Origin of the sequence: Hyphomicrobium album, assembly GCF_009708035.1 — a bacterium.
In the GTDB taxonomy this organism is placed as follows: domain Bacteria; phylum Pseudomonadota; class Alphaproteobacteria; order Rhizobiales; family Hyphomicrobiaceae; genus Hyphomicrobium_A; species Hyphomicrobium_A album.
On sequence record NZ_WMBQ01000001.1, the window covers coordinates 822,374 to 844,563 of the forward strand.

Annotated in this window: 27 protein-coding genes and 1 pseudogene; 18 read left to right on the forward strand and 10 right to left on the reverse strand. The window is 64.4% G+C overall.

All coding sequences use genetic code 11. The features are described 5' to 3' along the window. The first annotated feature begins 49 nt into the window (after window positions 1-49). From GIW81_RS03980 to GIW81_RS04025, 10 genes are all read left to right on the forward strand, one after another. Window positions 50-1,378, forward strand: coding sequence for a S8/S53 family peptidase (locus GIW81_RS03980; protein ID WP_154738026.1), 1,329 nt, complete (start codon window positions 50-52; stop codon window positions 1,376-1,378). Between the two features lie 13 nt (window positions 1,379-1,391). Beyond that, a complete protein-coding gene (locus GIW81_RS03985; RefSeq protein ID WP_154738027.1) occupies window positions 1,392-1,670 on the forward strand; it encodes a hypothetical protein in 279 nt (92 codons plus the stop codon). 313 nt (window positions 1,671-1,983) lie between these two features. Then, entirely contained in the window at window positions 1,984-2,184 is a 201-nt protein-coding gene (locus GIW81_RS03990; RefSeq protein ID WP_154738028.1) for a DUF6894 family protein, read from the forward strand. Between the two features lie 187 nt (window positions 2,185-2,371). Beyond that, entirely contained in the window at window positions 2,372-2,698 is a 327-nt protein-coding gene (locus GIW81_RS03995; RefSeq protein WP_154738029.1) for a hypothetical protein, read from the forward strand. Window positions 2,699-2,973: 275 nt separating this feature from the next. After that, window positions 2,974-3,735: a helix-turn-helix transcriptional regulator gene (locus tag GIW81_RS04000; RefSeq protein WP_154738030.1), complete on the forward strand. Its 762-nt coding sequence runs from the start codon at window positions 2,974-2,976 to the stop codon at window positions 3,733-3,735. A 268-nt stretch (window positions 3,736-4,003) separates the two neighbouring features. Further along, window positions 4,004-6,988 carry an excinuclease ABC subunit UvrA gene (gene uvrA / locus GIW81_RS04005; protein WP_195930351.1) on the forward strand — a complete coding sequence of 995 codons (2,985 nt, stop codon included), beginning with the start codon at window positions 4,004-4,006 and terminating at the stop codon, window positions 6,986-6,988. A gap of 17 nt (window positions 6,989-7,005) precedes the next feature. Continuing rightward, on the forward strand, window positions 7,006-7,386 hold the full coding sequence (locus GIW81_RS04010; protein ID WP_154738031.1) for a hypothetical protein: 381 nt from the start codon (window positions 7,006-7,008) through the stop codon (window positions 7,384-7,386). A 171-nt stretch (window positions 7,387-7,557) separates the two neighbouring features. Then, entirely contained in the window at window positions 7,558-7,764 is a 207-nt protein-coding gene (locus GIW81_RS04015; protein WP_154738032.1) for a type II toxin-antitoxin system HicB family antitoxin, read from the forward strand. Continuing rightward, entirely contained in the window at window positions 7,761-7,973 is a 213-nt protein-coding gene (locus GIW81_RS04020; RefSeq protein ID WP_210251900.1) for a type II toxin-antitoxin system HicA family toxin, read from the forward strand. The genes GIW81_RS04015 and GIW81_RS04020 overlap by 4 nt, the downstream gene beginning before the upstream one ends. 46 nt (window positions 7,974-8,019) lie before the next feature. After that, on the forward strand, window positions 8,020-8,349 hold the full coding sequence (locus GIW81_RS04025; protein WP_154738033.1) for a hypothetical protein: 330 nt from the start codon (window positions 8,020-8,022) through the stop codon (window positions 8,347-8,349). A 76-nt stretch (window positions 8,350-8,425) separates the two neighbouring features. Here the strand turns inward: GIW81_RS04025 and GIW81_RS04030 are convergent, their stop codons facing one another. Then, complete coding sequence (locus tag GIW81_RS04030; protein WP_154738034.1) at window positions 8,426-9,439, reverse strand: hypothetical protein; 1,014 nt, start codon at window positions 9,437-9,439, stop codon at window positions 8,426-8,428. Window positions 9,440-9,675: 236 nt separating this feature from the next. Between GIW81_RS04030 and GIW81_RS04035 the strand changes: the two are divergent. After that, a pseudogene (locus GIW81_RS04035) lies at window positions 9,676-9,936 on the forward strand (hypothetical protein); the annotation flags it as partial. A 142-nt stretch (window positions 9,937-10,078) separates the two neighbouring features. Here GIW81_RS04035 and GIW81_RS04040 read toward each other — a convergent pair. Then, window positions 10,079-10,435 (reverse strand): hypothetical protein, encoded by a 357-nt coding sequence (locus GIW81_RS04040; protein ID WP_154738035.1) that lies wholly within the window; start codon window positions 10,433-10,435, stop codon window positions 10,079-10,081. Window positions 10,436-10,596: 161 nt separating this feature from the next. Between GIW81_RS04040 and GIW81_RS04045 the strand changes: the two genes are divergently transcribed. Continuing rightward, window positions 10,597-11,148: a hypothetical protein gene (locus tag GIW81_RS04045; protein ID WP_154738036.1), complete on the forward strand. Its 552-nt coding sequence runs from the start codon at window positions 10,597-10,599 to the stop codon at window positions 11,146-11,148. Between the two features lie 44 nt (window positions 11,149-11,192). On the opposite strand, the gene GIW81_RS04050 is transcribed toward GIW81_RS04045, so the two are convergent. Beyond that, a complete protein-coding gene (locus tag GIW81_RS04050; RefSeq protein WP_154738037.1) occupies window positions 11,193-12,017 on the reverse strand; it encodes a class I SAM-dependent methyltransferase in 825 nt (274 codons plus the stop codon). Between the two features lie 151 nt (window positions 12,018-12,168). On the opposite strand from GIW81_RS04050, the gene trhO reads away from it, so the two are divergent. Both trhO and GIW81_RS04060 read left to right on the forward strand, forming a co-directional pair. Next, on the forward strand, window positions 12,169-13,137 hold the full coding sequence (trhO, locus tag GIW81_RS04055; protein ID WP_154738038.1) for an oxygen-dependent tRNA uridine(34) hydroxylase TrhO: 969 nt from the start codon (window positions 12,169-12,171) through the stop codon (window positions 13,135-13,137). 623 nt (window positions 13,138-13,760) lie between these two features. Next, window positions 13,761-14,243, forward strand: a complete 483-nt coding sequence (locus tag GIW81_RS04060) for a hypothetical protein (RefSeq protein WP_195930353.1) — start codon at window positions 13,761-13,763, stop codon at window positions 14,241-14,243. A gap of 178 nt (window positions 14,244-14,421) precedes the next feature. Here GIW81_RS04060 and GIW81_RS04065 read toward each other — a convergent pair whose 3' ends face one another. The 3 genes from GIW81_RS04065 to GIW81_RS04075 all read right to left on the reverse strand — a co-directional run bounded on the left by GIW81_RS04065 (window position 14,422) and on the right by GIW81_RS04075 (window position 16,756). After that, complete coding sequence (locus GIW81_RS04065; protein WP_154738040.1) at window positions 14,422-15,243, reverse strand: hypothetical protein; 822 nt, start codon at window positions 15,241-15,243, stop codon at window positions 14,422-14,424. A 112-nt stretch (window positions 15,244-15,355) separates the two neighbouring features. Then, window positions 15,356-15,772, reverse strand: a complete 417-nt coding sequence (locus tag GIW81_RS04070; protein WP_154738041.1) for a cupin domain-containing protein — start codon at window positions 15,770-15,772, stop codon at window positions 15,356-15,358. Window positions 15,773-15,913: 141 nt separating this feature from the next. Further along, complete coding sequence (locus GIW81_RS04075) at window positions 15,914-16,756, reverse strand: FkbM family methyltransferase (RefSeq protein ID WP_154738042.1); 843 nt, start codon at window positions 16,754-16,756, stop codon at window positions 15,914-15,916. Window positions 16,757-17,115: 359 nt separating this feature from the next. Here GIW81_RS04075 and GIW81_RS04080 point away from each other — a divergent pair, with 359 nt between their 5' ends. Continuing rightward, a complete protein-coding gene (locus GIW81_RS04080) occupies window positions 17,116-17,307 on the forward strand; it encodes a hypothetical protein (protein WP_154738043.1) in 192 nt (63 codons plus the stop codon). A 106-nt stretch (window positions 17,308-17,413) separates the two neighbouring features. Here the strand turns inward: GIW81_RS04080 and GIW81_RS04085 are convergent, their stop codons facing one another. Then, the gene (locus GIW81_RS04085) at window positions 17,414-18,145 is read right to left on the reverse strand and encodes an outer membrane protein (RefSeq protein ID WP_154738044.1); all 732 of its coding nucleotides are present in this window, start codon (window positions 18,143-18,145) and stop codon (window positions 17,414-17,416) included. Window positions 18,146-18,323: 178 nt separating this feature from the next. Then, window positions 18,324-18,806, reverse strand: coding sequence for a MaoC family dehydratase (locus GIW81_RS04090; protein ID WP_154738045.1), 483 nt, complete (start codon window positions 18,804-18,806; stop codon window positions 18,324-18,326). Between the two features lie 169 nt (window positions 18,807-18,975). Between GIW81_RS04090 and GIW81_RS04095 the strand changes: the two genes are divergently transcribed. From GIW81_RS04095 to GIW81_RS04105, 3 genes are all read left to right on the forward strand, one after another. Next, window positions 18,976-19,518 (forward strand): hypothetical protein, encoded by a 543-nt coding sequence (locus GIW81_RS04095; protein ID WP_154738046.1) that lies wholly within the window; start codon window positions 18,976-18,978, stop codon window positions 19,516-19,518. Between the two features lie 180 nt (window positions 19,519-19,698). After that, window positions 19,699-20,157 (forward strand): hypothetical protein, encoded by a 459-nt coding sequence (locus tag GIW81_RS04100; RefSeq protein ID WP_154738047.1) that lies wholly within the window; start codon window positions 19,699-19,701, stop codon window positions 20,155-20,157. Between the two features lie 610 nt (window positions 20,158-20,767). Next, window positions 20,768-21,346: an HdeD family acid-resistance protein gene (locus GIW81_RS04105; protein WP_195930355.1), complete on the forward strand. Its 579-nt coding sequence runs from the start codon at window positions 20,768-20,770 to the stop codon at window positions 21,344-21,346. Window positions 21,347-21,424: 78 nt separating this feature from the next. Here the strand turns inward: GIW81_RS04105 and GIW81_RS04110 are convergent, their stop codons facing one another. Together GIW81_RS04110 and GIW81_RS04115 are read right to left on the reverse strand one after the other, a co-directional pair. Further along, window positions 21,425-21,733 carry a DUF1272 domain-containing protein gene (locus tag GIW81_RS04110; RefSeq protein ID WP_154738049.1) on the reverse strand — a complete coding sequence of 103 codons (309 nt, stop codon included), beginning with the start codon at window positions 21,731-21,733 and terminating at the stop codon, window positions 21,425-21,427. 57 nt (window positions 21,734-21,790) lie between these two features. Further along, a complete protein-coding gene (locus GIW81_RS04115; RefSeq protein ID WP_154738050.1) occupies window positions 21,791-22,171 on the reverse strand; it encodes a hypothetical protein in 381 nt (126 codons plus the stop codon). Window positions 22,172-22,190: the final 19 nt, after the last annotated feature.

A 22,190-nucleotide genomic window follows, 5' to 3' on the forward strand; every position in this document is an offset into this window, starting at 1 on the left:
GCCCGGTAAATTGCGAGCATTCATTTCTCTATTTTGTTGGGAGAACTTCATGTCAGAAGTGCGCGTTTTGCTCGTGATGCGAGCGCAGGCTGAATTGCGAGAATTTGCTGTCCTGGCGAATGCTCCCCAAAAAATCAAAATCCGTCATGCGCCCGAGACTCTGCCTGACTATGTGACCGTCGATAAGACTTTTGCGCCAGTGCCGTTGGGCCGCATCGGCCATACGCCACGTCTCGCACTCTCGACCACCGCAAGATCGCCGGAGTTTGTGATCCGCGCCACGGTTCCCCGGTCAGAGATCGCGTCGTTGACACGGCAAGAGGGCGTGGAAGTCTATTCGGACCCAAAAATTGCGCCTTTTTCAACGTGTCCCGGCGATCCCGCCGTCGGATCTGCGAAGGACGTCGCCAAGGCTATCGACGTTGCCAAACTGGCAGACATGGGATGTGAAGGAAGCAAGGTTGCGATCGCGATTATGGACACCGGCATAAACCTTGCGCATCTCAAGAAGGTGGGCGCGAAGGTGTCGTTCGACAGTAGCGTCTCCTGGTCGCCAAGCGGCGTATCTGGGAAGCCGGGCAAGCATCCCGTCCACCACGGAACGATGTGCGCCTACGACGCTCTCATTGCTGCACCGAAAGCGACGCTGCTGGATTTTCCGATTCTTTTATCGACGACGAGTGGAGCCAGCGGGATGGACGGCTTCCTGAGCGACGCCCTTCAAGCCTACTCGTATCTGATGATGACCATGCGATCGTCTGACTGGAAATACAGTGCGCTCGTCGTGAATAATAGCTGGGGCATGTATCACGAGAGTTGGGATTTCCCGAAAGGTCATTCCGGCCGCTACGCCGACAACCCCAACCATCCGTTCAACATCATCGTGGGAACCCTGGCGCGCGCCGGCGCCGATATCCTTTTCGCGGCTGGGAATTGCGGATCACCGTGCCCGGACGCCCGGTGCGAAGGCGTCACAAAAAACACAATCATGGGGGCCAACGCTCACCCGGACGTCATTACCGTAGCTGGCGCCACCGTGAAGAAACGCAGAGTGGGATATTCGTCGCAGGGTCCAGCCATTCCGGGCATGAAGCACTCAAAACCCGATCTTACGGCCTATACACACTTTGCCGGGTCACAGGCCTTTGGTGCCGATGAGCCCGACAGCGGGACCTCTGCTGCCTGCCCAGTTGCTGCAGGCTGCGTGGCCGCCATTCGAAGTCGCGTAGCCCCTTCAAAGATCGGCGCCGGCGACCTATCTCGGGAGCTGAGATCTGACGCTACGCAGCCGACCGGACCGACCGGTTGGAACAAGAATTACGGCTATGGTATTATCAACGCCGTCGGCACAGCTATGAGGCTCCTGCCGAGTGCCTGAGAGGTCAAATGCCATGGGAGGCCGCATCGTCGCTTCAGACAAGGTTCTGATGACGGTTGAACTCGCTTCACCCACGCTCGCCAACGCGGCGAAGTCGCTTGGCGTGAAAATCGGAGCGATCGACAAGGACTTCGGCATTGTCCCCATCGATCCTGATCGGCACCTCTACTCGATCAAGGTGTCTCCCGAGGCTGTACCCAGTATGGCGGCGGACGCGCAGTATAGAGGACCGTTCTCAAATCCACGGATTGGCACCTACGGGCCGCCGAAGAGTGGCATCGTCCGGAAGTAGCTGAGCGCCTGCGCAATCGCGGCCTCCTGTAACGGTTGAGCCATCACCGTGGGTGAAACCCACAAGACAACCCACGTTCGCGGGTGGAGAACTGGTTTCCTCGGCCTTTTTTCGTGCGGTTCGCGCGCTCGCTGTTGGTAAACGAAGCCAGCGCGGTACCACTATTTCCCAGCGTCGCCCGATCAAAAGGCTAACTGGCTCGGTTGCGACCTGATTGCCATTCATAAACGACCGAAGCCGACTCTTCGTACAGGGCCATCAATCGGGTTTCCCGGCGTCGGCGCAGCATGCTCTTTCCATAAGGCGCGCGCCTATGCCCCGCTACTTCTTCAACGTGCACTTTGATCATCACATTGCACGCGACCCTGTAGGCGTTGAGGTCGCTGACTTGGCTGAAGCTGTCATCCAAGCACAGAAGGCGCGCACCGAGATCATGCATGAGGACGACCTCGTCCAACTCTGGCTTGAAATCGTTGATGAGCGCGGGCTGGTCTTAGCAAGGGTCGGCCGCTGAACCTGCAAAACTTTCAGTCTACGGAATGATTAACTTTCGGGCTGATTGGACCGCGCGTCGTTAGCGGATGACACGCTCTCGATGCTGAGCTAGGTTGTGAGCTTCGACGCTTAACTTACTGTTTTGTAAGCTGCGAACCAATTCAGCGCAGACTAGATTTTTTTTGAACGTTGCGACACGGGTCAGCATGTCTGGTGAAGACGCCATCAAGCTGGAAGGCGGTGACGTCCACCTCACTGGTGGCGGGGATTCTACTATTGTGGCCAATGAGCTCGTCGACGAGACGAACCGCGCCACGAGTGAGTTGGTGGACCTCGTGACCGAGGCGACCTGGAACGAAGCTCTGAGTCAGCTTGGCGGATTACCAAGCAACCCCTTACCCCTTTGGATGTTGCTCGCCACGCGCATACTGCGCGCGGTCGCCGATGGGGAGCGCGATCCGCAACGCCTCGAGCGCTTCGCTTTGGAGGGACTCAACGACTCCGAGGGCTTCGGCAAAGGGCGCCGTCCTTGACGCCGTCTACGAGTGGCGACGCCTGCAGATCGGTTTCGAAGACGTCTTCGGTGGCATTCGACGCGTGGTTGGTCGCAGCATCATTTTCTTGGGGTGCGCTTCGCTAACGGCAGGGCTCCCAAGTCTCAGCTGATCCGGTCAGATACCCGGTTGGTCATCCGCCCGACCGTGCCTCGCGTAGGGTTAAGCTCCGCGCCTTCCACGTCGTAATTCTTCTTGGTACGGGGTTTGCACATCAGAGCCCGACGGGGTGTCACTGAGTGCGAGGTCCCAATATGGATCTGCCGACCAAGCCCTGGTTGTGCGATGATCGCGTTGTCGTCATCGCCCGGCAAACGATGACACGCGAATTTTGGGCCCGCGTTTTCAAGGAAGAGCGAGGCATATCCCCGGAGTGCTTCGCCGCCCTGGATGAATGGGTGGACGGCGGATGCCTTCCCAACCCCAGCATCGTCGTTTTGTACCAAAGCGGGATAGTGAAGACGGACGCGTTGGCCGAAGTGGAACGACTCTCGGCTCAGGCTGCCGGCAGTCCCGTCGTGGTCGTTTCCGACAACGAAGATCCAGCTGTCATTGTCCAGATGCTCGCCCAGAAGGTTCGTGGCTACGTCCCGACAAGCTTCTCGCTGTCCACGGCCATGCAGGCCATGGATCTCGTTCGTGCAGGTGGCACCTTTGTTCCGGCGAGCAGTTTGATCGCCGCTCATCACGCACCGGAGGAGGCACAGACTTGCGCGCCAAAATCCAACGGCCTGTTCACGACGCGCCAGGCCGCGGTGATCGATGCTCTGCGGCGAGGGAAACCGAATAAGATCATCGCCTACGAGCTCAAGATGCGCGAGAGCACCGTAAAGGTCCACGTCCGCAACATCATGAAGAAGCTCCACGCCACCAACCGCACGCAGGTGGCCTATCTGGCAACCCAGCTGCTCGAGGACAGTGGCGGCAAGGGACTTAATGGAGGCAACCGAGAGGTTTCGATGCCTGACACAGCGCGCGGCGGGCACCTCAAGCTCGTCTGCAACGAGGTCGAGTAGCGGCGGGGCAAACCGGCACGCAACTCGGTCAGTGGTTCGACCGACGCGGTATCTTCGCTTAGGGACGAAAGCGGACGGCGTGGTCGACTGTGGGTGACGCCCTACGGGTCAGGACCGGACGATCTTCGCTAGCCGTCAACAGGCCATGAAGCGGCGCGACAGTTGCGGCGCTTCCGGACGGCCGCTTCTCTCACTATCTATAGACGGCCCGGATCACCCCGTTCCCCCGTAGATTTGCCGCCCCAAACGGCGTCGGTTAGACACACCCATGGCCAAAGCCCCTAAGCCGCCCGCGGCGCCGTCGCTGATGAAAACCATCCACGTCCGCGGGGCGCGCGAGCACAACCTCAAGAACGTCGACCTCGAGATCCCGCGCGACGCCCTCGTCGTGTTCACGGGCCTCTCCGGCTCCGGCAAGTCCTCGCTCGCCTTCGACACCATCTATGCCGAGGGCCAGCGCCGCTACGTGGAGAGCCTGTCGGCCTACGCCCGCCAGTTCCTCGAGATGATGCAGAAGCCGGACGTCGACCATATCGACGGCCTGTCGCCCGCCATCTCCATCGAGCAGAAGACGACCTCGAAGAACCCGCGCTCCACCGTCGGCACGGTGACGGAGATCTACGACTACCTGCGCCTCCTCTTCGCGCGCGTCGGCGTCCCCTACTCGCCGGCCACCGGGCTGCCGATCGAGAGCCAGACCGTGTCGCAGATGGTCGACCGCGTGCTCGCCCTGCCGGAAGGCACGCGCCTCTACCTGCTGGCGCCCATCGCCCGGGGCCGCAAGGGCGAGTTCAAGAAGGAGCTGGCCGAGCTGCAGAAGAAGGGCTTCCAGCGCGTCAAGGTCGACGGCACCTTCTACGAGATCGACGAGGCGCCGAAGCTCGACAAGAAGTTCAAGCACGACGTCGACGTCGTGGTGGACCGCCTGGTCGTGCGCGCCGACATCGCCAAGCGCCTCGCCGACTCGTTCGAGACCGCGCTCAACTTGAGCGAGGAGCAGATCGCCGTCGCCGAGCTGGCCGACAAGCCGCTGCCCGCCTCCGAGACCAAGGGCGCCAACAAGTCGAAGAACGAGACGCACGAGCGCGTCACCTTCTCCGCACGCTTCGCCTGTCCCGTCTCCGGCTTCACCATCGACGAGATCGAGCCGCGCCTGTTCTCGTTCAACGCCCCCGCCGGCGCCTGTCCGACCTGCGACGGCCTCGGCACCGAATTGCAGTTCGAGGCCGAGCTCGTCGTGCCCAACGCCGATCTGTCGCTGTCGGAAGGCGCCATCGTGCCGTGGGCGAAGACCGGCGCCTCGTCTCCTTATTACGAGCAGACGCTGGAAAGCCTGACCAAGCACTTCAAGGTGTCGATGTCGACGCCGTGGAACAAGCTGCCCAAGCACGTGCAGCTCGCCCTCCTCTACGGCACCGGCGAGGAGGAGGTGACGCTCACCTACTGGGACGGCACCCGCAACTACAAGACCGTCAAGCCGTTCGAAGGCGTCATCGGCAACATCGAGCGGCGCTGGCGCGAGACCGACTCCGAGTGGGTGCGCGAGGAGCTGGCGCGCTACCAGGGCTCGCACCCGTGCGAAGCCTGCAACGGCTATCGCCTCAAGCCGCAAGCGCTCGCCGTCAAGGTGGGCGGCAAGCACATCGGCGAAGTCACCGACATGTCGATCAAGGCGGCCAACCAATGGTTCGCCGAGCTACCCAAGACCTTCACCAAGCAGCAGACCGAGATCGCCACGCGCATCCTCAAGGAGATCCGCGAGCGGCTGCAGTTCCTGAACGACGTCGGCCTCGAATACCTCACGCTCTCCCGCGCCGCCGGCACGCTGTCGGGCGGCGAAAGCCAGCGCATCCGCCTCGCCTCGCAAATCGGCTCCGGCCTCACCGGCGTGCTCTATGTGCTCGACGAGCCGTCAATCGGGTTGCATCAGCGCGACAACGACCGCCTGCTCGGCACGCTCAAGCACCTGCGCGACATCGGCAACACGGTGATCGTCGTCGAGCACGACGAGGACGCCATCATGCAGGCCGACTACGTCGTCGACATCGGCCCCGGCGCCGGCATTCACGGCGGCGAGGTGATCGCCAAGGGCACGCCGGCCGAGATCATGGCCAACCCGGCGAGCCTCACCGGCCAGTACCTGTCCGGCGCGCGGCAGATCCCGCTGCCCAAAAAGCGCCGCAGCCCGCAAAAGGGCAACTCGATCCGCATCGTCGGGGCGTCCGAGAACAACCTGCAGAATGTCACCGCCGACATCCCCATCGGGCTCTTCACCTGCATCACCGGCGTCTCCGGCTCCGGCAAGTCGACGCTCACCGTCGACACGCTCTACGCCGCCGCCGCCCGCAAGCTGGCCAACGCCCGTGTGCACGCCGGCGCGCACACGCGCATCGAAGGCCTCGACCAGCTCGACAAGGTCATCGACATCGACCAGTCGCCCATCGGCCGCACGCCGCGCTCCAACCCGGCGACGTACACCGGCGCCTTCACGCCGATCCGCGACTGGTTCGCCGGCCTTCCCGAGGCGAAGGCGCGCGGCTACGGCCCGGGCCGCTTCTCCTTCAACGTCAAGGGCGGCCGCTGCGAGGCCTGCCAGGGCGACGGCGTCATCAAGATCGAGATGCACTTCCTGCCCGACGTCTACGTCACCTGCGACGTCTGCAAGGGCAAGCGCTACAACCGCGAGACGCTGGAGATCACCTTCAAGGACAAGTCGATCGCCGACGTGCTCGACATGACGGTGGAGGAAGGCGCGCGCTTCTTCTCCGCCGTGCCGTCGATCCGCGACAAGCTGGAGACGCTCGCCCGCGTCGGCCTCGGCTACATCCACATCGGCCAACAGGCGACGACGCTGTCGGGCGGCGAGGCCCAGCGCATCAAGCTGTCGAAGGAGCTGTCACGCCGCGCTACAGGCCGCACGCTCTACATCCTCGACGAGCCGACCACCGGGTTGCATTTCCACGACGTGGCCAAGCTGCTCGAGGTGCTGCACGAGCTGGCCGACGCCGGCAATACCGTGGTCGTCATCGAGCACAATCTGGAAGTGATCAAGACCGCCGACTGGATCATCGACATGGGCCCGCAGGGCGGCGACGGCGGCGGACGCATCGTGGCGGCCGGCACGCCCGAGGACGTCGCCGCGACGAAGGAGAGCTATACGGGGCAGTATTTGCGCGACCTTCTTGGCCGGCGCGCGAAGGGCCGTGCCGAAGGCGCGCAGGCTAAGAACGGCAAGCGCCAAGCCGCGGAGTAAACAAACCGGAGGGACACATGACGGGGCTTGCAGCAAGGTTCTTCGGCAGCGCGGTCGTCTACGCCGTGCTCGGCATGACGCTGGGATTGGTCATGGGCATCACAAAGGACCATGCGCAGATGCCGACGCACGCGCATCTGCTGGTCATCGGCTGGGTCAGCTTCGCGCTGTTTGGATTGTTCTACCACCAGTTTCCGCTGGCGGCCGAAGGCTGGCTCGCTAGGGCGCATTTCTGGCTGGCGCAAGTGAGCTTCGCCGCGCTCATCGTCGGCCTGTTCCTGATTTTTGGCGGCCAATCCGGTGCCGACCCCATCGCAGCCGTCTCCTCCATCGGGCTGCTCGTGTCGATGATCCTGTTCGGCGCCATCGCCTGGCCGATTGTCATGGGCCAGCGATAGCGCCCGCGCTCCGGTCGTGCCGAAGGCACGCCCGAGGACGTCGCCGCGACGAAGGAGAGCTACACGGGGCAATACCTCCGCGATCTCCTCGGCCGCCGTGCCAAATCCGGCAAGCGCCAGGCGGCGGAGTAACGCCGTTCCACGCCTGATGGCATGTGCTATGGTCGCAGCATGAACCTGACCCTTGAGACCGAGCAGGAAGTCGACGGCCGCTGGATCGCCGAGGTTCCCCAGCTCCCCGGCGTCCTCGCCTATGGCGCCACGCGCGATGAGGCCATGGCCAAGGCTGAAGTGCTCGCGCTGCGCGTCCTTGCCGAGCAGCTTGAGCATGGTGAGGCTCGCCCCGTGGGGCTTTCAATCTCGGTCGCGGCAGAGTGAGCCGGTTTCCGGCCGCGAAAGCGCGCCGGGTGCTGGCGGCACTACTGCGAACCGGGTGGAATCTCAAGCGGCAGTCCGGATCGCACCGCACCCTTGGCAAGGACGGGCATCCCGATTTTGTCTTTGCCTTTCACGACGACGAAGAGCTCGGCCCTGTCATGCTGTCGCGGATTGCCAAGCGCACCGGTCTCAAGCCTGAAGATCTGTGAGGCCCCGCGGAAAGGCTTCGGGGGCAAGAGGTCGAGAGTAGCGACGATGCCCAGCGCGACCTATACGCTCATCCGCAAAGCCATCCTCGCCGAGCGACAGGTCACCTGCCATTACAACGGCCACTACCGCGAGCTGTGCCCGCACATCCTCGGCCATACGAACGGTGAGGAAAAGCTGCTCGCTTTCCAGTTCGGTGGTGAGAGCAGCAAGCCGTTGCCGCGGGGCGGAGAGTGGCGCTGCCTTCTTGTTGCCGGCATGCGCGATGTCGAGACGCGCGGAGGGCCGTGGCATGCGGGCAGCTCGCATCGCACGACGCAACGCTGCGTGGCGGACATCGATCTCGACATAAATATCCATGTCCGCCGCCTCAGGTGACGACCGTCCGAACACGTCGATCAAGACGATCACGCCCATCCTCCCCACGGCTCGCCGTGCAGGATTTCGCGCCCCATCAAGGAGTCGGCGGTGGCGGGGAAGGCGGCGCCTGCTCCGCTGCGTCACGGGCCTTTCTCTCTCGCTCGATGTCTTCGGCCGCCTTCGCGGCAGCCGCATCGGAGTCCTCTTTGGCGGATTTGAGCCGCGCCAGTTGGTCGTTCGCCGCCTTGAGGCTCCGTTCGGCGTCGTCTTTCGCAGTTGTGAGAGCGGCCAACGCGTCGCCGAGCGCCTTCAACCGATCCTCCGCGGACTTTCTGGCACTCTCCGAGGAGGCAAGCTGCTCCTTCATCTTCTCCACGGACAGCTCCGCCGCGACCTTCGCCTTCTGGGTTAGGGCCAATTGGGCGTTGATTTCGGCGAGCGAGCGAGCGCTTGCCGCTTGGCCATTACGGGCCTCCACCAATTGGGCGCGCACTTCGGCAATCGACTGCTCGACGGCGAGCTTCGCTTTCTCGGCTTGCGCCGCGCGGTCACGCGTTGTCCTGGTGTCGTCCTCGATTGCAGCCCGGACGGCGTGCGCCGACTGCAAAGCGTGTTGCAGGTTCCGGTTCGCCGTGTACGTCCAAACTGCGACGGCGAGCCCGGCCAGCGCCACGACGACAAGCAGGGGGTCGAGACGCGAGCGCTTCATTCGTGCATCCGCGCCGGCGTTCTGAATTTTCAGGGCGCGCACGACTTGCGCGCGCCAGCGCAGACGCTCGATGCCGTAGACCGGAAGGGCGTTGGAAAAGCCGATCAACCCGCTGGATGCCGAGGACGGATCGAACCCCATGCCGCGAATGGAGAGCTTGGCGATTCCGCTACGGGCGAAACCCGACATGCGCGTCCCGAGCTCGTGGAAGACGTGCTTCGCCTCCTCCAGCACGGCCGCGGTCTCGGCCTGCGCCGGGGCGACCACGGTCGCGAGATCCTGGAGCCGCGTCCGCACCTCCTCGCGCAGTTTGAGAAACCGGCGCAGGCGGCCGGCGCTCGCCAAAACCGCGATCAGCGCCAACGCGGCGATCGCAAGTCCGGTCCAAACCAAAATCACAACTATGTCCCCCTGTCCTCGCGTTCCAGTTGCTCAGCGCTTGCCGCGGCCCGGACCCCGTCCCGGGAGCCACTGCCAATGCCTCACGTTTGCGCCAAACGCGTGGCTGGCCACCCGCCCCGCCGCCGCAGAACGCCGGTCCCCGGAAACCCCGCGGTAAGAGAAGTAAAGGCGACCGTCCAAAATTCCGGATCGGCTTACGCCTGGAATTAAGCTCCGCCGGCTAGCCTGGGGGCATGGAGCACCTGGCAAACATCGATCCCTGGATCGCCCTCGGCGTCGTCGCCGCGACGGCGCTCACCGACGCCGTGTGCGTGCTGTTCACGGCTTCGATCATCCACCGCAAGGATCTCGCCGCCGCGAACTGGAGCGCCATGTCGTACATGCTCTCCGCGTTCGCGGTCATCAGCTTCACCAACAACTGGATCTACGTGGTGTTTGCCGCGCTCGGCTCATGGATCGGCGCATATGCCACGATGAAGTACCTGCACAGGCCGGTCGAACGTGCCGACCAGGGCCATGCAGCGGGAGCGATGGGCGACGCCGGCGTCGAACCGCCGAGCGATCTCGTCGCGGCGCGCAGCTGCCAGCCCTTGCCTCTCTCGACCGTCCCGTCCGGCCAGCGCCTCGCCGCGTAGATCAATCGCGGGCGGGCGCGGGTGCCAGTCCCTCCGTCAGGCGCGACAGCGCATAGATGATGGCGCCGAAGGCGATTAAAAACGCGATCAGGGCGTAGGCGATGAACCAGCCGAGCGGGATCGTCATACCCATCCACGCCTCCAAGGTTCGCGGCAGAACCACCGCGAGCACGATGGCGCCCACCAGCGCGATGAGAGCGAGGCGCCGCACGCCGGACCGCACGCTCGCCTCGCGCGCGGCCGGCACGAGATAGCCGCGGGCCCCCGCGCCATTGGGATAGAAGACCGTCTCGCCGCGCGCGTTGGTGCGGAACAGCTGGTTCACGAACAACGCGTCGAAAATGCTCGTCACGCTCATGGCTGGTCTCCCGACCTCCGTCGCCCGCCCGGCACGATAGCGGTTGCGGAGCACGCTGTCCTTTCACCCTTGCCGGAGGCGAGCCAAAAGACGACGACGCGGTGCGATCCTGTAACCTCCGAGACTGACTCGGCGCCGTTTTCGGCGGGACCGTTTCAGGCATGACGGGAGATATCGAAACCTGGCGCCGCCGCGGGGAAGCGGCCCGGCTCGCGCACGAGACGGTCAACCGCGCCTTCCGCGAGCACGTGCGCGAACGCGACCCCGATCGCTACACCGCGCTGCTGCAAGACTTCTGGACCAAGACCGCCGCTGCCCTGCCCAGCACCGACGCGGCCTTCATGCCGGGTCTTGCCAACGGCCACGTCCGCTTCGTCGAGACGGGCATCGCCTTTCTCGAAGCCGACCCCTGGTTCTTCCGCTCGGGCTACGAGAAGCAGAAGATCATCCGCCACCTCAAGCGGGCGCCGCTTACCCAGGCGCAGCGCCAGCGGCTCGCGCGCGTCGTGCTGGCGGCCATCGACGGCCATGCCGCAGGCGTGCCAGAGAACCGCGACCGCGTGGAGTTCCGCCACTTCGGCCGCCTCGCCTGCGCGATCTGGTCGGACTTCCTGGACGAGGAGGTCGCCCGGCGCATGCAAAGCCCCGATCCCGGCATCCGCCGCCGCGCCACCTGGGTCGCCGAAGCGGCAATATCGGCGGGGAAGGCTTAGCGGCGCCGCGGCCCATCCGTTCGTCGTGGCTCCGACCGACAGTGCTATTGCCTGCGGAAAGCGAAGCCGCGAATTGTCGGACCTTCCCCCAGCCCCGCGATCGGCGAAAAGTCGTCTTGGAAGTGGAATTCATCGGTGAGCGACAAGCCGCACCGACACGCCTCGTTCACCAGCTCGTCGCGGTTCCACACCCACCCGACATTGGCGCCGCCTGGCATCATCTGTTGAACGATAACTGTGCGGCCCTTCAGTACCGGCGCGCGCGAAATGAATAGGGTGTGTTCGGTGCGCTCGGCCAATAGCCGAAGCCGGCCGCGCCAATCTTCAAGGTATTGCAGCGCGCCGGAGGCGAGCACCACACCGTACGTGGGCGCCAACGCGCTGTCGCGCGACACGTACCGCACCCACGGGCGCAGCGGGCGCATCGCCTCGCATATCGCGCCGAGCTCCTGAACCGTGTAATCGACGGGGATGCTGGCGACGCCGCACGCGACGTGACGGTACGCGCCCGTGGCGCCGCCAAAGTCGAGCACGGATAGCCGGTCCCGATCGGCGGATGCGCGCTGGAATACGAGGGCCGCCGCGAGCAAGTAGGCGCGGTCCACCTCGCGTGAGTACATGGCGGTGAAGTGGGGCGCGGCTTGCCGGTCTTCGAGAGCAACGCGGGAAGCCAGTCCGTTGAGTGTGTAGGCGCCCCAGGCCTGTGGGCTCTGCGGCCATGCCTCAAGCACGCGCCACGCAGGCGACCTCAGCGCCTGCAACCGGTTCATCGCGTCCCGCATGGCTTGCCATAGCGGCCTTGCCGACGGCAGGCCCAAGGCCGCGCGTCCACCGGCTCCGACAATTAGTGCGGTCTCGCTTTCGAGCATTTGGATCCTCGGGATGCAACGAGTCGAAGCGAGTGTGGATGCCACCGCGGACAACCTGTCGGGTCAAGACCTGCCCGCGAAATAGGTGTGGAATGTCAACTGTAGCGGCCCCGCTTCCGGTCGGCCCGCACAGCGGATATAGACTGGCACCATGCAAGGTGACGGACCCATTTGCGTTGCGGCGCTCTACAAGTTCAGCGCGCTTCCCGACTGCGGAAACGCCCGCGCGCCGCTCGCGCGTCTGTGCTGCGCTGAGGGCGTGAAAGGCACGCTGCTCCTCGCGCCGGAGGGGATCAACGGCACCATCGCCGGATCGGATGCCGCGATCGGGCGCGTGCTGGATCATATCCGGCACCTGGTCGGCGCCGCCGGTCTGGAGGTGAAGTTCTCCCGCGCCGCGGCCCATCCGTTCCATCGCATGAAGGTGCGGCTCAAGCGCGAGATCGTGACGCTGGGCGAGCCGCATATCGATCCCCGCCACGGCGCCGGCCGGTATGTTGCGCCCACGGATTGGAACGCGCTGATCCGCGAGCCCGGCACCCTCGTCATCGATGCGCGTAACGACTACGAGGTGGCCGTCGGCACCTTTGCCGGCGCGATCAATCCGCAAACCCGGACATTCCGCGAGTTCCCCGCCTGGTTCCGCGCCGAGCGCCAACGCCTGCTGGCTGGCGACGCCACGCCGAAGATCGCGATGTTCTGCACGGGCGGCATCCGCTGCGAAAAGTCGACCGCGTTTTTAAGGGCCGAGGGCCTCGACGACGTCTATCACCTGCAGGGCGGCATCCTGAGATACCTGGAGGAGGTTCCGCCCGAGCAGAGCCTATGGCAGGGCGAGTGCTTCGTTTTCGACGAGCGCGTGAGCGTCGGCCATGGCCTCGAGCCGGGCAGCCACGCGCTATGCCGGGCGTGCCGCCGGCCCGTGAGCGTTGAGGATCGGGCGTCTGAACTTTACGAGGCCGGCGTCAGTTGCCCTGGCTGTCATGCGGAGCGCAGCGACGAGCAGCGCGCCGGTTATCGGGAACGGCACCGCCAGGAGAGCCTGGCCGCGGCGCGGGGCGAGAGCCACGTCGGCGTCCCTATGACCCTGAACGCGGCCCTGATCCGTTCGGATCTATGACGTCTCGACCCAGCGGAGCCAACGCGCCACGCGCCGGCTCTGCGGGAACGCGGTCGAATTCGCGATCGTGGCAAGCCAATCTTTCGTCGCTGCGTCGCAGATCCGTGCACGCTTGCGGCTGGGGGCCGATCATCAACGCCGGGGTTGGCCAGAGTTCAGACCCGACGCCCATCAGCAAGGCGATCAAAAGCAAGAGCAGGATTGCGTAGGCGGGCACTGACGTCGACAACCAGTCAGGCCGTGGCGAAGCATGCATGGTGCACCTCCGATGCCGCTGATCGGCACTTAGGCTTCCTCACGTATAAAATCCATGTCGCTTGCCGGGTCGAAATATAAAGATCGGATAGAAATTCGGCTGGAGGTCGTGCCGGAGGCGCGCGAGCGAAGCGTGCCGGAGGCGCGCAAAATATGAGTGGAGGGCAGGCGAGCGTCGGCTCGCCAGCATTCTTCCTTGCGCGCCTCCCGGCGCGACACGAAGCTTGGCCAGGACTCGAGGGGAACTCGTGGACATCGCTTGGTGCACATCTCACGTTGATCGGGCGCAGTGATGTGCGCTCTATGCGGCTTCAGGTCATTGCTAATTGGAGCCGTCGTTCATGCAAACGCGCCCATCCGGCCGGTCCGTGAAGCTGATGTTGGCCGGTATCGCAGCCGTTGTCCTGGCGGGCTTCGTTGCGGTGCATTTGGCTGGACAGCCTTCCGCGCCGCCGCAAGAGGCAGCGGAGGCGGCGCAAGCGCCGTCTGAAGAAAGCTTGCCCCCCTCGCTCGATTGCGCGTTCCACAACTTCACGCGCACGAGCGCCGTCGTATCCTTCTATTTCGACGTCGCTCTTCCAAAGGGTGAGACGCCCCGTTTTTATGAACGGGCCATTCTCTTGGCAGACGGCACGCGGTCGAACTTCGCTGGCGATGATCGCCCGGCTTGGACCTACGGTCTCGATGCCGACGGGAAACCGACGATCACATCGCCGGACGGCGCCGTGCGCATCGTGCTGTACGGGTTGAAGCTCGGCGTTGCCGGCATCTTGCCGCTTGAGGCCGGGATCAGAAGCAATGTGTACCGAAATCTGGGTGGCGAATGTCGCCAGACCAATCTCGGCGGCTAGCGGTCCTGCCGAAGGCCGGCAAGAGAGTCGTGCCGGAGGCGCGCAAGCGAAAAAGTCCTGCCGGAGGCGGGCACGAGATGAGTGCCGGAGGCGATCGACGGCCGTGCCCGTGACTAATCCGTCCGGCCCATAAGGCAATGCGCGGGCCTGCCACCGCTTCCAGCCGATACCCCCCGCATCATTTCTGCGCCGAGTGAACCGCTTGCCGTCGCGGGCTTCGCGCCAGGGCCCGATCGCTTTGCGCCGAGCGGAGTGCGACCCAGCGGCGGCAGGCCGGCAGCTTCTGATTGCACTTGATCTCAAACTTCGGAGGATCCGGGCGAGCGGCGCGCACGCTGTTCGCGGCAATGCCGGCCATGTTGCGGGGATCGACCTCGATATCTCGCGCGCACTTGGCGATGAGCGCTTCGGCGGTCATGTGCGCCATGAACGGATTGGCGGAAATGGCGGCCGAGCTGAGCAGCCTTGCAACCTTCGTTTGGGGCGGCGCACGCAACAGGCGTACGGCGCCGCTGGGGCCGGTGAGGTAGGCGAGGCGCAGGTTGGTGAAGCTCGTCGGCAGGCCTTCGCCCGCAAGGTGTGCGGCATTGTCCTTCGCGTACGCCTCTGCGGCCCGGCGGGAGAAGGCGCGGTCGGTGCGCAGTCCCAGCACCGCCACGGACGAGAGCGACGCCGTCTCTTCGGCGAAGTGGCGGCGGACGACATAGAGAAACGTATCGCGGATGAACTGGAAGGGGCCGACGGCCGTGGAACGCGAATTGCGCGCCCCGTCTCGGCCACCCGACTCCGCCATCATGAGGCGGTCGAGAAACGTTTCGAGCGTGAGCCCCGGTTGGGCGATAGCAGGATCGACGGCGACCGGCTGCGCCGAGGTTTGCGCTTGGCCGGGTTCCTCGGCGGAGGCCGAGGCTATCCCGACCGCGAGAGCGGCAATCCCGGCGCATGCCAGGGTGGTCCACCGCTGCGGCTTCGTGCGCGGATGCCGGGTGCCTTCGCGCATCCCAAGGCTCCGATCCAGTGACTAGTCGCAAGACTAGACAGGCTGTTCCAGGCTCATCCAATTCTACTACGTAATTCTATGCGCGCCATCCTGGCTACACGACCACCCGCCTTCACTTATCCGGGATGACGATCTTCTTGTCGGCCGTGTCGACCACGAAGATGGCGAGCAGCTTCGCCGGCTCCGTGTCGGACGCATTGTGGCTCACCTGATGATGATCCCCCGGCTTCTCCGTCCAGCTCTCGCCGGCCTTGTACGTCTTCTCGGGCTCGTCGTTGACCTTGCTGCGGATCGCGCCTTCCAGCACCCGCGCATAGATGAAGGCGGACTGCGGGTGACGGTGCGAAGGCGATCCGGCGCCGGGCTCGTACTCGACGAGCACGGTGCGCATGCTCTTGCCCGGGACGTTCGGCAGCTCCTGGTCAAACACGACGGTGACCTTCGCGCCCGGGGCGATCTCCTCGTGCGCGGCGGCGCTCGTCGCAAACAGAGCGGCAGCGATCGTCAGCAGCAGTGCAGCTTTGTTCATGGTGTTTCTCCTCTCTCTGCGTTCGCCCCCGCTAGGCTCGTGCCCAGGCGCAATCCTGGGGGGCCGGAGCGGCGCAATCACGCGAGCTTGGCACGCCAGGATGACTATCCGCTAACGGCCCTTGCTGCCATCGGTGTCCGATTATTCAGCTGCAGCTGCCGAACTCAAGGTAGGGACTAATACCGTGTTCTGTTTGTGCAGATGACCGTCGATCCGATAGCCAAGCGGAAAGAGGAACTCTGCGAGCCATTCCTTGGGCGGCAACGTTTCCACAATTATGAGCGGGCGATTCCGGCGAATAGTCGCCAACGCTCCTGCAAGAGCATTCGTTTCGTATCCCTCGATATCGAGGTGCAGGACACTGATCACGCTGTCTTGCGGAACAACTTCGTCGATCGAGACAACCTGTGCGGTGACTGTGTCGCCTCGATCCGGACCGGAACCCTGATCGGCCGCTACGTAACTGAGTTCTCCGAGCGCCCTGCCATCCGCGTCGCTCGTCACGAGACTGCAGGTGCCGCCTTTTTCCCCGAGGGCAGCGTTGATGAGCCTAACGTTCCGCAAATCATTGATGAGAATCGTAATGAGCGCGCAGCGATAGTTTTCGGGGTCCGGCTCGAACGCCCATATCTTGCAGGAAGGCGCACACGCGCGGGAAATCCCAGGCAGGAAGTCGCCGAAAAACGCGCCTGCGTGGATGACATCTCCATGCTTTGCATATTTCGCAATGTACTCGATCGTGTCCGGCTCATACACATACCCCCGGAGCAGCAGCTGCGAAGCCACACGATCCGCGGAAGAGTGGGGCATGCAATAGCCCCCCAGCTTGTTGTAGACGATCTGACACTGCAGCACCGGCCACTTGCCATAGCGCCATGCGCGATAGCGTGGCGTCGTTCGATGCACGGCTAGACGGATCCGCTGTGCCAAAGGATGCAAGCGGGCCGGGACAATTTTTTTGGCAAATGCGACGGCATCGGTCATGGCTTCGGCTCGCAGTCCGATGAGAAGCGGAATGAAGCTCGAGCACCGTGAGGCAGGAGCCTATCGACGGAGCGGCTGCGGGACAATTAGGAGGGCGCTTCCTCCGATAACACTTTTGGACGAAGTCGCGGCAGCACGACTACCTCATAAGGGCAATCCGGGCCGGTCAGCACGTCTCCTGCGCCCGGTCGTCAGTACACATTACATCAGCTAGCCGACACTTTGCAGAGCTAAGGAGAAAATCTTCGTTGCGCCACACCACCGTCAGTTTGCTAGCCTAGGTTTGCAACGCTCCGGGGGGAGCCGCACGCGTGGTCGCCCGACCGGGTCGAGGAGTATCTATTCAGGGGAAGTCTTACATGAAGTTCGCAGCACAGACCCTTTCCGTATTGGCGGCCGCGGGCCTGCTGATGGGTGCCATGGGCGCAGCTCCGGCGATTGCCGCCGGCAAGAAAGCCGCGACGCCCAAGGACCCCAACATCTTCCAGCTTATCGATGCGGACCTGAAGGCCATCGACAAGGCGATCTTCGGCACGCCTAAGAAGAAGTAAGCACGCAACAGCGCAATTGAGCGACCCGCCGACCTCACGGTCGGCAGGTCGCTCGCTCGAGTGCGCCTTACCGTGCTGCCGCCGCCCGTGGCCGAACCGAACTAGTTCAATGGCAACAGTTGAACTTGTAGACGACCTCGGTGGTCGCCGTCCCGACGACGGGATCGAAGTTCAGGAAGAAGGGCGGCGCGATTCCCGATTCCAAGCGCGCCTCTCGACCGTAGTCCGCATAGCGCGCCTCGCTGCGCCAAAACCATCCGCTGTGCAGGGCCACTTCAAGGCCGCCGCCGACGAACCAGCCGCTGGCTTCGTAGTCCGCCAATTGGGCATTCGGCAGCAGCGCGCCGGTGAAGCTGTTGTGCAGAGCCCCGCCCGAGAAGTGCGTCTGCGTGTAGCCGACGCTCCAATAGTTGAGGATGTCCGGCGTCATCAGCCAGCCGGCGCGGGCGCCAATGAACCAAGCCCTGTCATTGCTGGTTTCGGTGGTCGTGAAGACCGCGTCGCTGGTTCGTCCACGCATGTCGGCGAAGTCGTAGTTGAACAAAACGCCGACCACGATGCGTTCGGTGAACTGATGGTCGTACCCGAAGCCGACCTCGCCCAGCCAGCCTCTGCCGGCGTGATCCGTCGTGGCGCAGGAGACGCAGCGCCCGGGCGCATCGGTCGTCGTCTCCGCATCCCAAATGCCGTAGCCGACGCCGGCGTTGGCGTAAAAGCCCGTCCAGATGGGCGCTAGCGCGACGGGTGTTCGGGCCGGCTCCCAGCCGTCAGCGCCGGCAGTTCCAGCTGCAAAGATCAGAGACGACGCAATGACGATTGCAGAAAGTTGCCGGCGCATGAATACCTCCAAAATAAGGTTTCAAAGCGCTGGAGGGATTCGAATAGCGTGTCGAGAAATGGCGGCAGCCAAAACGCAATGGCGCACAGATCATTGATGGCGCGTTCGCGCCGGCCCACCCGAAGAGGTTAGGCGACTTCGGATGCGCGCGGCGGCGAGACGCCCGTGCAGCGCCAGATCAGGCCACCAGCGACCCCAGCGTCCCGTCGGCCACCATCTTGTCCTTCACCTTCTGCGGGATGGGATAGAGCACGCCCTCGCCCTCGAGCATGTGCTTGCCCTCCTTGTCCTCCACCCAGCAGCTGAAGACGACGTTCTTCTCGCCCTTCTCCTTCACCTGCGCGACGGCCGTGTAGGGCTGATCCAAGAACACCGGCGCCAGAAAGGTCAGCTTCTGCCCGCCCCAGATGGCGCCGAGGCCGGGCATGTCCATGCCGAAGATGCCGGAGAACTTGGCGACCGAGATCATTCCGTGGGCGATGCGCGTCTTGAAGACCGTGCCCTTCGCATAGTCCTCGTTGAAGTGCGCGGGATTGAAGTCGCCGGACAGCTCCGCGAACTTCTGCACGTCGCCGTCGCTGATGGAATACGGCAGCCGCAACGTGTCGCCGACGTTCAGGTCATTGAGGCTCTTGCAGGCGCGGGGCAGCGGATTGGCCATCGGGAGAGCTCCTTTCGAACTTGCGCCGTACACTTTTCATGGATTTGCGCGCGCGATCAACCGCGCGACGCGTGGCCGTGGTTTATCATCCCAATGCGACGCGCTTGACGTCCGCACTGAAGCCCGCCAATGCTCGCGCCGTTGTCAGAACGCAAAGCTTTCTTTCCGCATGCGCATGCGCACTCTCGTCCCATCATTCCTGATTGCTGCTCTCTTGCTGGCGTTCCTCGCCGCGGGAGACGCCGCCGTCGCCGTCTCCGAGGACGTCTGCGAGCAGCAGCGCGCCCTCTATCCAAAAGACTGGAACGACGTGCTCAAGGCCAAGCCGCTGTACCGCTGCCAGTCGCACTACGACGGCACGCTGCTGGTCTCTATCGGTCCGCCCGATGAGAAGGGCAGCAGCATCCTGAACCTCGTCCCCATCGAGCCGGAGGGCGAGATCAAGCTCAGGCTCGACGACGACCGCCAAGTGTACCGCATGTGGCTCGATGCCGACCAGGCGCGCCGCCTCGAGGAGGGCCGCTACTTCGCCACCGTCGTGCGCACGCAGGAGTCCTGCTGGATCCGCGGCGACCTGAGCGGCGATCCGGTCTTCTTCATGGACATCGCCGACCCGCCGTCGGACAGCGAGGGCGCCGGCGCGTTCTATAACAAGGCGCCGCGCATCAGCGCCTTCAAAGGGTCGAGCTATACCTGCGAGCCGGTCAAATAGCGGCGGGGAAATGGGCGGCGGAGCGCGCCACAGCGCCCCTGCGGCAACGTCGGACCTGGCACCGGAGCAGGGATTGGGCGAAGCACCGTCGTCATCCTTCCCCCAAATGGGGGGCTGCACGTTCACCATGGCGCAGAGTAGGATGTGGAACTCGCCCTCCCCCCGGAGGCTTACTTACCCATGCCAAGAGTACCCGTCAGTCTGGGTGGGGCAGTCGTCGTATATTTGCTTGCGATGGCTGGCCTTAGTCTGTTCGCCCTCAAGCTCTCGTCGGTTGTCGCCGGTAAGGCGATCGCTCTCGGTGTGCCCTATCTATTGGACAAGGACCCGCGCCGGCCCTCGCGTGTCGAGCAACGGCATATCGAGGTGGCGCTGGCAGTCCCGCCGATGCCCGTCGCCAAAGTCGCTGCCTTGCAGGAGCCGGGGGTAGCTTCCGGTGTCCTTGCCGCCCAGCTCGATTCTGCCGAAGCCGAAGGATCGCGCGTCGAGATCGCAGCTCTTGGCGAAGCGACAACCCTTCGCAGGGAAGGATCGAGAAAGCTTCGCCTCAGGCGCTTGGCGTATCGCGCTGCAACACGCCCGGCCGCGGCGGACGCATTCAATCGCAGTTTCGGGGTGCTCCCCATCGCTTCGAACTAGTTCGGCGATTTAGCTTGCCGTCCCCAGTTGCCCTCGGCCCTTTATCGGGCCGGACCACCCCGCCTTGATCGGCGACATTACGAAATCGAAACGGGATTCCGCGAGGCGCGGCTGCTAGGCAGAAAGCAGTCGCGCTTGGAGTTTGCATGACATGATATCTGGTCCCCCGCCCGGTCGCATCGCAATGCTCTTCACCGCCTGGGCCGATTGGCTGTTTGAAAAACTTTCCCCGCCGCAGCCGGCGCCGACGCAGCGGACACTGCCGCCGAAGCTCGTGAAGTCTGATCGAGACGCCGGCACCCCCAAGACTGCGGCACGGCGCTAGGAACTGCGATCCCGACGCCGGCGCAGCGGCGAGCGGCCACGCGGGCAGTCGCCGCGCGCGTATTGCCAGCGCGTGACGGCCACCTATCCCCCGACGTCGTGTCAGTGGCCGTCGTTCAGTCCTATCGGCGCGCGCGCCACCGGGGTATCGTGACTCGTTGCGTGTCGTCGTTGTAGCGCGCGCCCCAGCGCGGTCGCGCACCTAATTTGCTTCCGTAAATGGATACTCATGCCGGGCTTGCCGGCGCTGCCGTGGCTCGGCCAATTCCGCTCAGGGAGAAATGCCATGGCACAACCGACCCCCGATTCACGTCCCGGCCAGATGATCTTCGCCGCCCTCGCCAAGAAGAACGACCGTCTCTACTGGGGCGGCGTCGCCATGGCCATCGTCGGCGCGCTGGCGCTGCTGTTCCCGTTCGGCGCAACGCTGGCGATTGCCATCATGGCCGGATGGCTCCTCATCCTCGCCGGCGCCGTCACCATCGCCGACGCGTTCACGGTCGAGGGCACGGGACCGTTCTTCGGCCAGCTGCTCATCGGCCTGTTGAAGCTGGTGCTGGGCATCTACCTCGTGCGCCATCCCGATGTCAGCATGGTGTTGCTGACGCTGCTGCTGGCTGCCGTGTTCGTCATCGACGGTGCAGCGCAACTCGCCATGGCCTTCGAGTTGCGGCCGGTGGACGGATGGGGTTGGCTGCTGCTGGCGGGCATCGTCGCCATCGCCGTCGGCATCCTGCTGGCAGCCGAGCTCGATGCGATGTCGCAAATCACGCTCGGCATTCTGCTCGGCGTCAGCTTCCTGACCAGCGGCCTGGCGCGGATCGCCGTTTCGCACCGGCTGACGGCCATGGCCAAGGGCCGCTAGCCGCGCGGAATTGCCAGTTACGCAAGCAGCGCCGGCCGCCTCGTCGCGGCCGGCGTTTGCGTTCCGCGCTCCAGCGCGTCAACGCCGCTCCGGCGGAATGACGCGGATGTTCGCGGCGAACGTCGCATGTGCGGCAGCATCGACCGGCCGGTGCCTGACGTTGGTGCTGGCCGGGTCCTTGCCGAGATAATTGTCGCCTCGCCAGTTCGTCACCGGCCGGACCGGCCGCGGTGCAAAGCCGCCGCCGCAGTTGGAGCAAACGTTCTTCAGCACACCCTCGACGCACGCGGCGCAGAAGGTGCACTCGTAGGAGCAGATGCGCGCGTCTACAGCGTCGGGCGGCAGCGGCTTGTTGCAATGTTCGCACGTCGGTCTCAGCTCGAGCATCGAGGCCATCCAACGTTGAGGTTACGAGCTTGTCGACGGCGGCGGATCGCGCCCAGGTCAGGAGCGCGTCGCGGTCCAGGTGCCGGAGCACAGCCCCGACGGCCCCTTGCCGTGCCACCGGCCGCTGCCGCGCACGTGCGTGAACCTGCCCGTGCCGAGCGCAACGCGCGGGCCGGCCACCGCCTTCAGCGACACGCCGCCCGAATTGGACACGCGCCCGCCGAGGCTGATCGAGTAGAATGCGAACGACCCGCCGGTCGAATAGATGCGGCCGTTCGAAATGCCCATGCCGATCGGGATGACGCCGCAATGGCCGCGCGTCGTTACCGCGGTCATGCTCCAAATCCCGTCGTACTTGCCGGCGCTTGCAGGCGCGGCGAAAAAGGTGGTGGCAGCAGCGGCAGACAGTGCAAAAGCGCACATACGATTGGCAATCATGCGAGTCCCCATGTGTGGT

Coding starts and splice junctions, on each gene's coding strand:
- GIW81_RS04080 (WP_154738043.1), top strand. CDS start 17,116: ATGAAGTTCGCAGCACAGACCCTTTCCGTATTGGCGGCCGCGGGCCTG.
- GIW81_RS04045 (WP_154738036.1), top strand. CDS start 10,597: ATGACGGGAGATATCGAAACCTGGCGCCGCCGCGGGGAAGCGGCCCGG.
- GIW81_RS04090 (WP_154738045.1), bottom strand. CDS start 18,806: ATGGCCAATCCGCTGCCCCGCGCCTGCAAGAGCCTCAATGACCTGAAC.
- GIW81_RS03990 (WP_154738028.1), top strand. CDS start 1,984: ATGCCCCGCTACTTCTTCAACGTGCACTTTGATCATCACATTGCACGC.
- GIW81_RS04070 (WP_154738041.1), bottom strand. CDS start 15,772: ATGAACAAAGCTGCACTGCTGCTGACGATCGCTGCCGCTCTGTTTGCG.
- GIW81_RS03980 (WP_154738026.1), top strand. CDS start 50: ATGTCAGAAGTGCGCGTTTTGCTCGTGATGCGAGCGCAGGCTGAATTG.
- GIW81_RS03995 (WP_154738029.1), top strand. CDS start 2,372: ATGTCTGGTGAAGACGCCATCAAGCTGGAAGGCGGTGACGTCCACCTC.
- GIW81_RS04040 (WP_154738035.1), bottom strand. CDS start 10,435: ATGAGCGTGACGAGCATTTTCGACGCGTTGTTCGTGAACCAGCTGTTC.
- GIW81_RS04105 (WP_195930355.1), top strand. CDS start 20,768: ATGGCACAACCGACCCCCGATTCACGTCCCGGCCAGATGATCTTCGCC.
- GIW81_RS04095 (WP_154738046.1), top strand. CDS start 18,976: ATGCGCATGCGCACTCTCGTCCCATCATTCCTGATTGCTGCTCTCTTG.
- trhO (WP_154738038.1), top strand. CDS start 12,169: ATGCAAGGTGACGGACCCATTTGCGTTGCGGCGCTCTACAAGTTCAGC.
- GIW81_RS04025 (WP_154738033.1), top strand. CDS start 8,020: ATGCCCAGCGCGACCTATACGCTCATCCGCAAAGCCATCCTCGCCGAG.
- GIW81_RS03985 (WP_154738027.1), top strand. CDS start 1,392: ATGGGAGGCCGCATCGTCGCTTCAGACAAGGTTCTGATGACGGTTGAA.
- GIW81_RS04010 (WP_154738031.1), top strand. CDS start 7,006: ATGACGGGGCTTGCAGCAAGGTTCTTCGGCAGCGCGGTCGTCTACGCC.
- GIW81_RS04075 (WP_154738042.1), bottom strand. CDS start 16,756: ATGACCGATGCCGTCGCATTTGCCAAAAAAATTGTCCCGGCCCGCTTG.
- GIW81_RS04110 (WP_154738049.1), bottom strand. CDS start 21,733: ATGCTCGAGCTGAGACCGACGTGCGAACATTGCAACAAGCCGCTGCCG.
- GIW81_RS04115 (WP_154738050.1), bottom strand. CDS start 22,171: ATGATTGCCAATCGTATGTGCGCTTTTGCACTGTCTGCCGCTGCTGCC.
- GIW81_RS04000 (WP_154738030.1), top strand. CDS start 2,974: ATGGATCTGCCGACCAAGCCCTGGTTGTGCGATGATCGCGTTGTCGTC.
- GIW81_RS04015 (WP_154738032.1), top strand. CDS start 7,558: ATGAACCTGACCCTTGAGACCGAGCAGGAAGTCGACGGCCGCTGGATC.
- GIW81_RS04085 (WP_154738044.1), bottom strand. CDS start 18,145: ATGCGCCGGCAACTTTCTGCAATCGTCATTGCGTCGTCTCTGATCTTT.
- GIW81_RS04065 (WP_154738040.1), bottom strand. CDS start 15,243: ATGCGCGAAGGCACCCGGCATCCGCGCACGAAGCCGCAGCGGTGGACC.
- GIW81_RS04050 (WP_154738037.1), bottom strand. CDS start 12,017: ATGCTCGAAAGCGAGACCGCACTAATTGTCGGAGCCGGTGGACGCGCG.
- GIW81_RS04100 (WP_154738047.1), top strand. CDS start 19,699: ATGCCAAGAGTACCCGTCAGTCTGGGTGGGGCAGTCGTCGTATATTTG.
- uvrA (WP_195930351.1), top strand. CDS start 4,004: ATGGCCAAAGCCCCTAAGCCGCCCGCGGCGCCGTCGCTGATGAAAACC.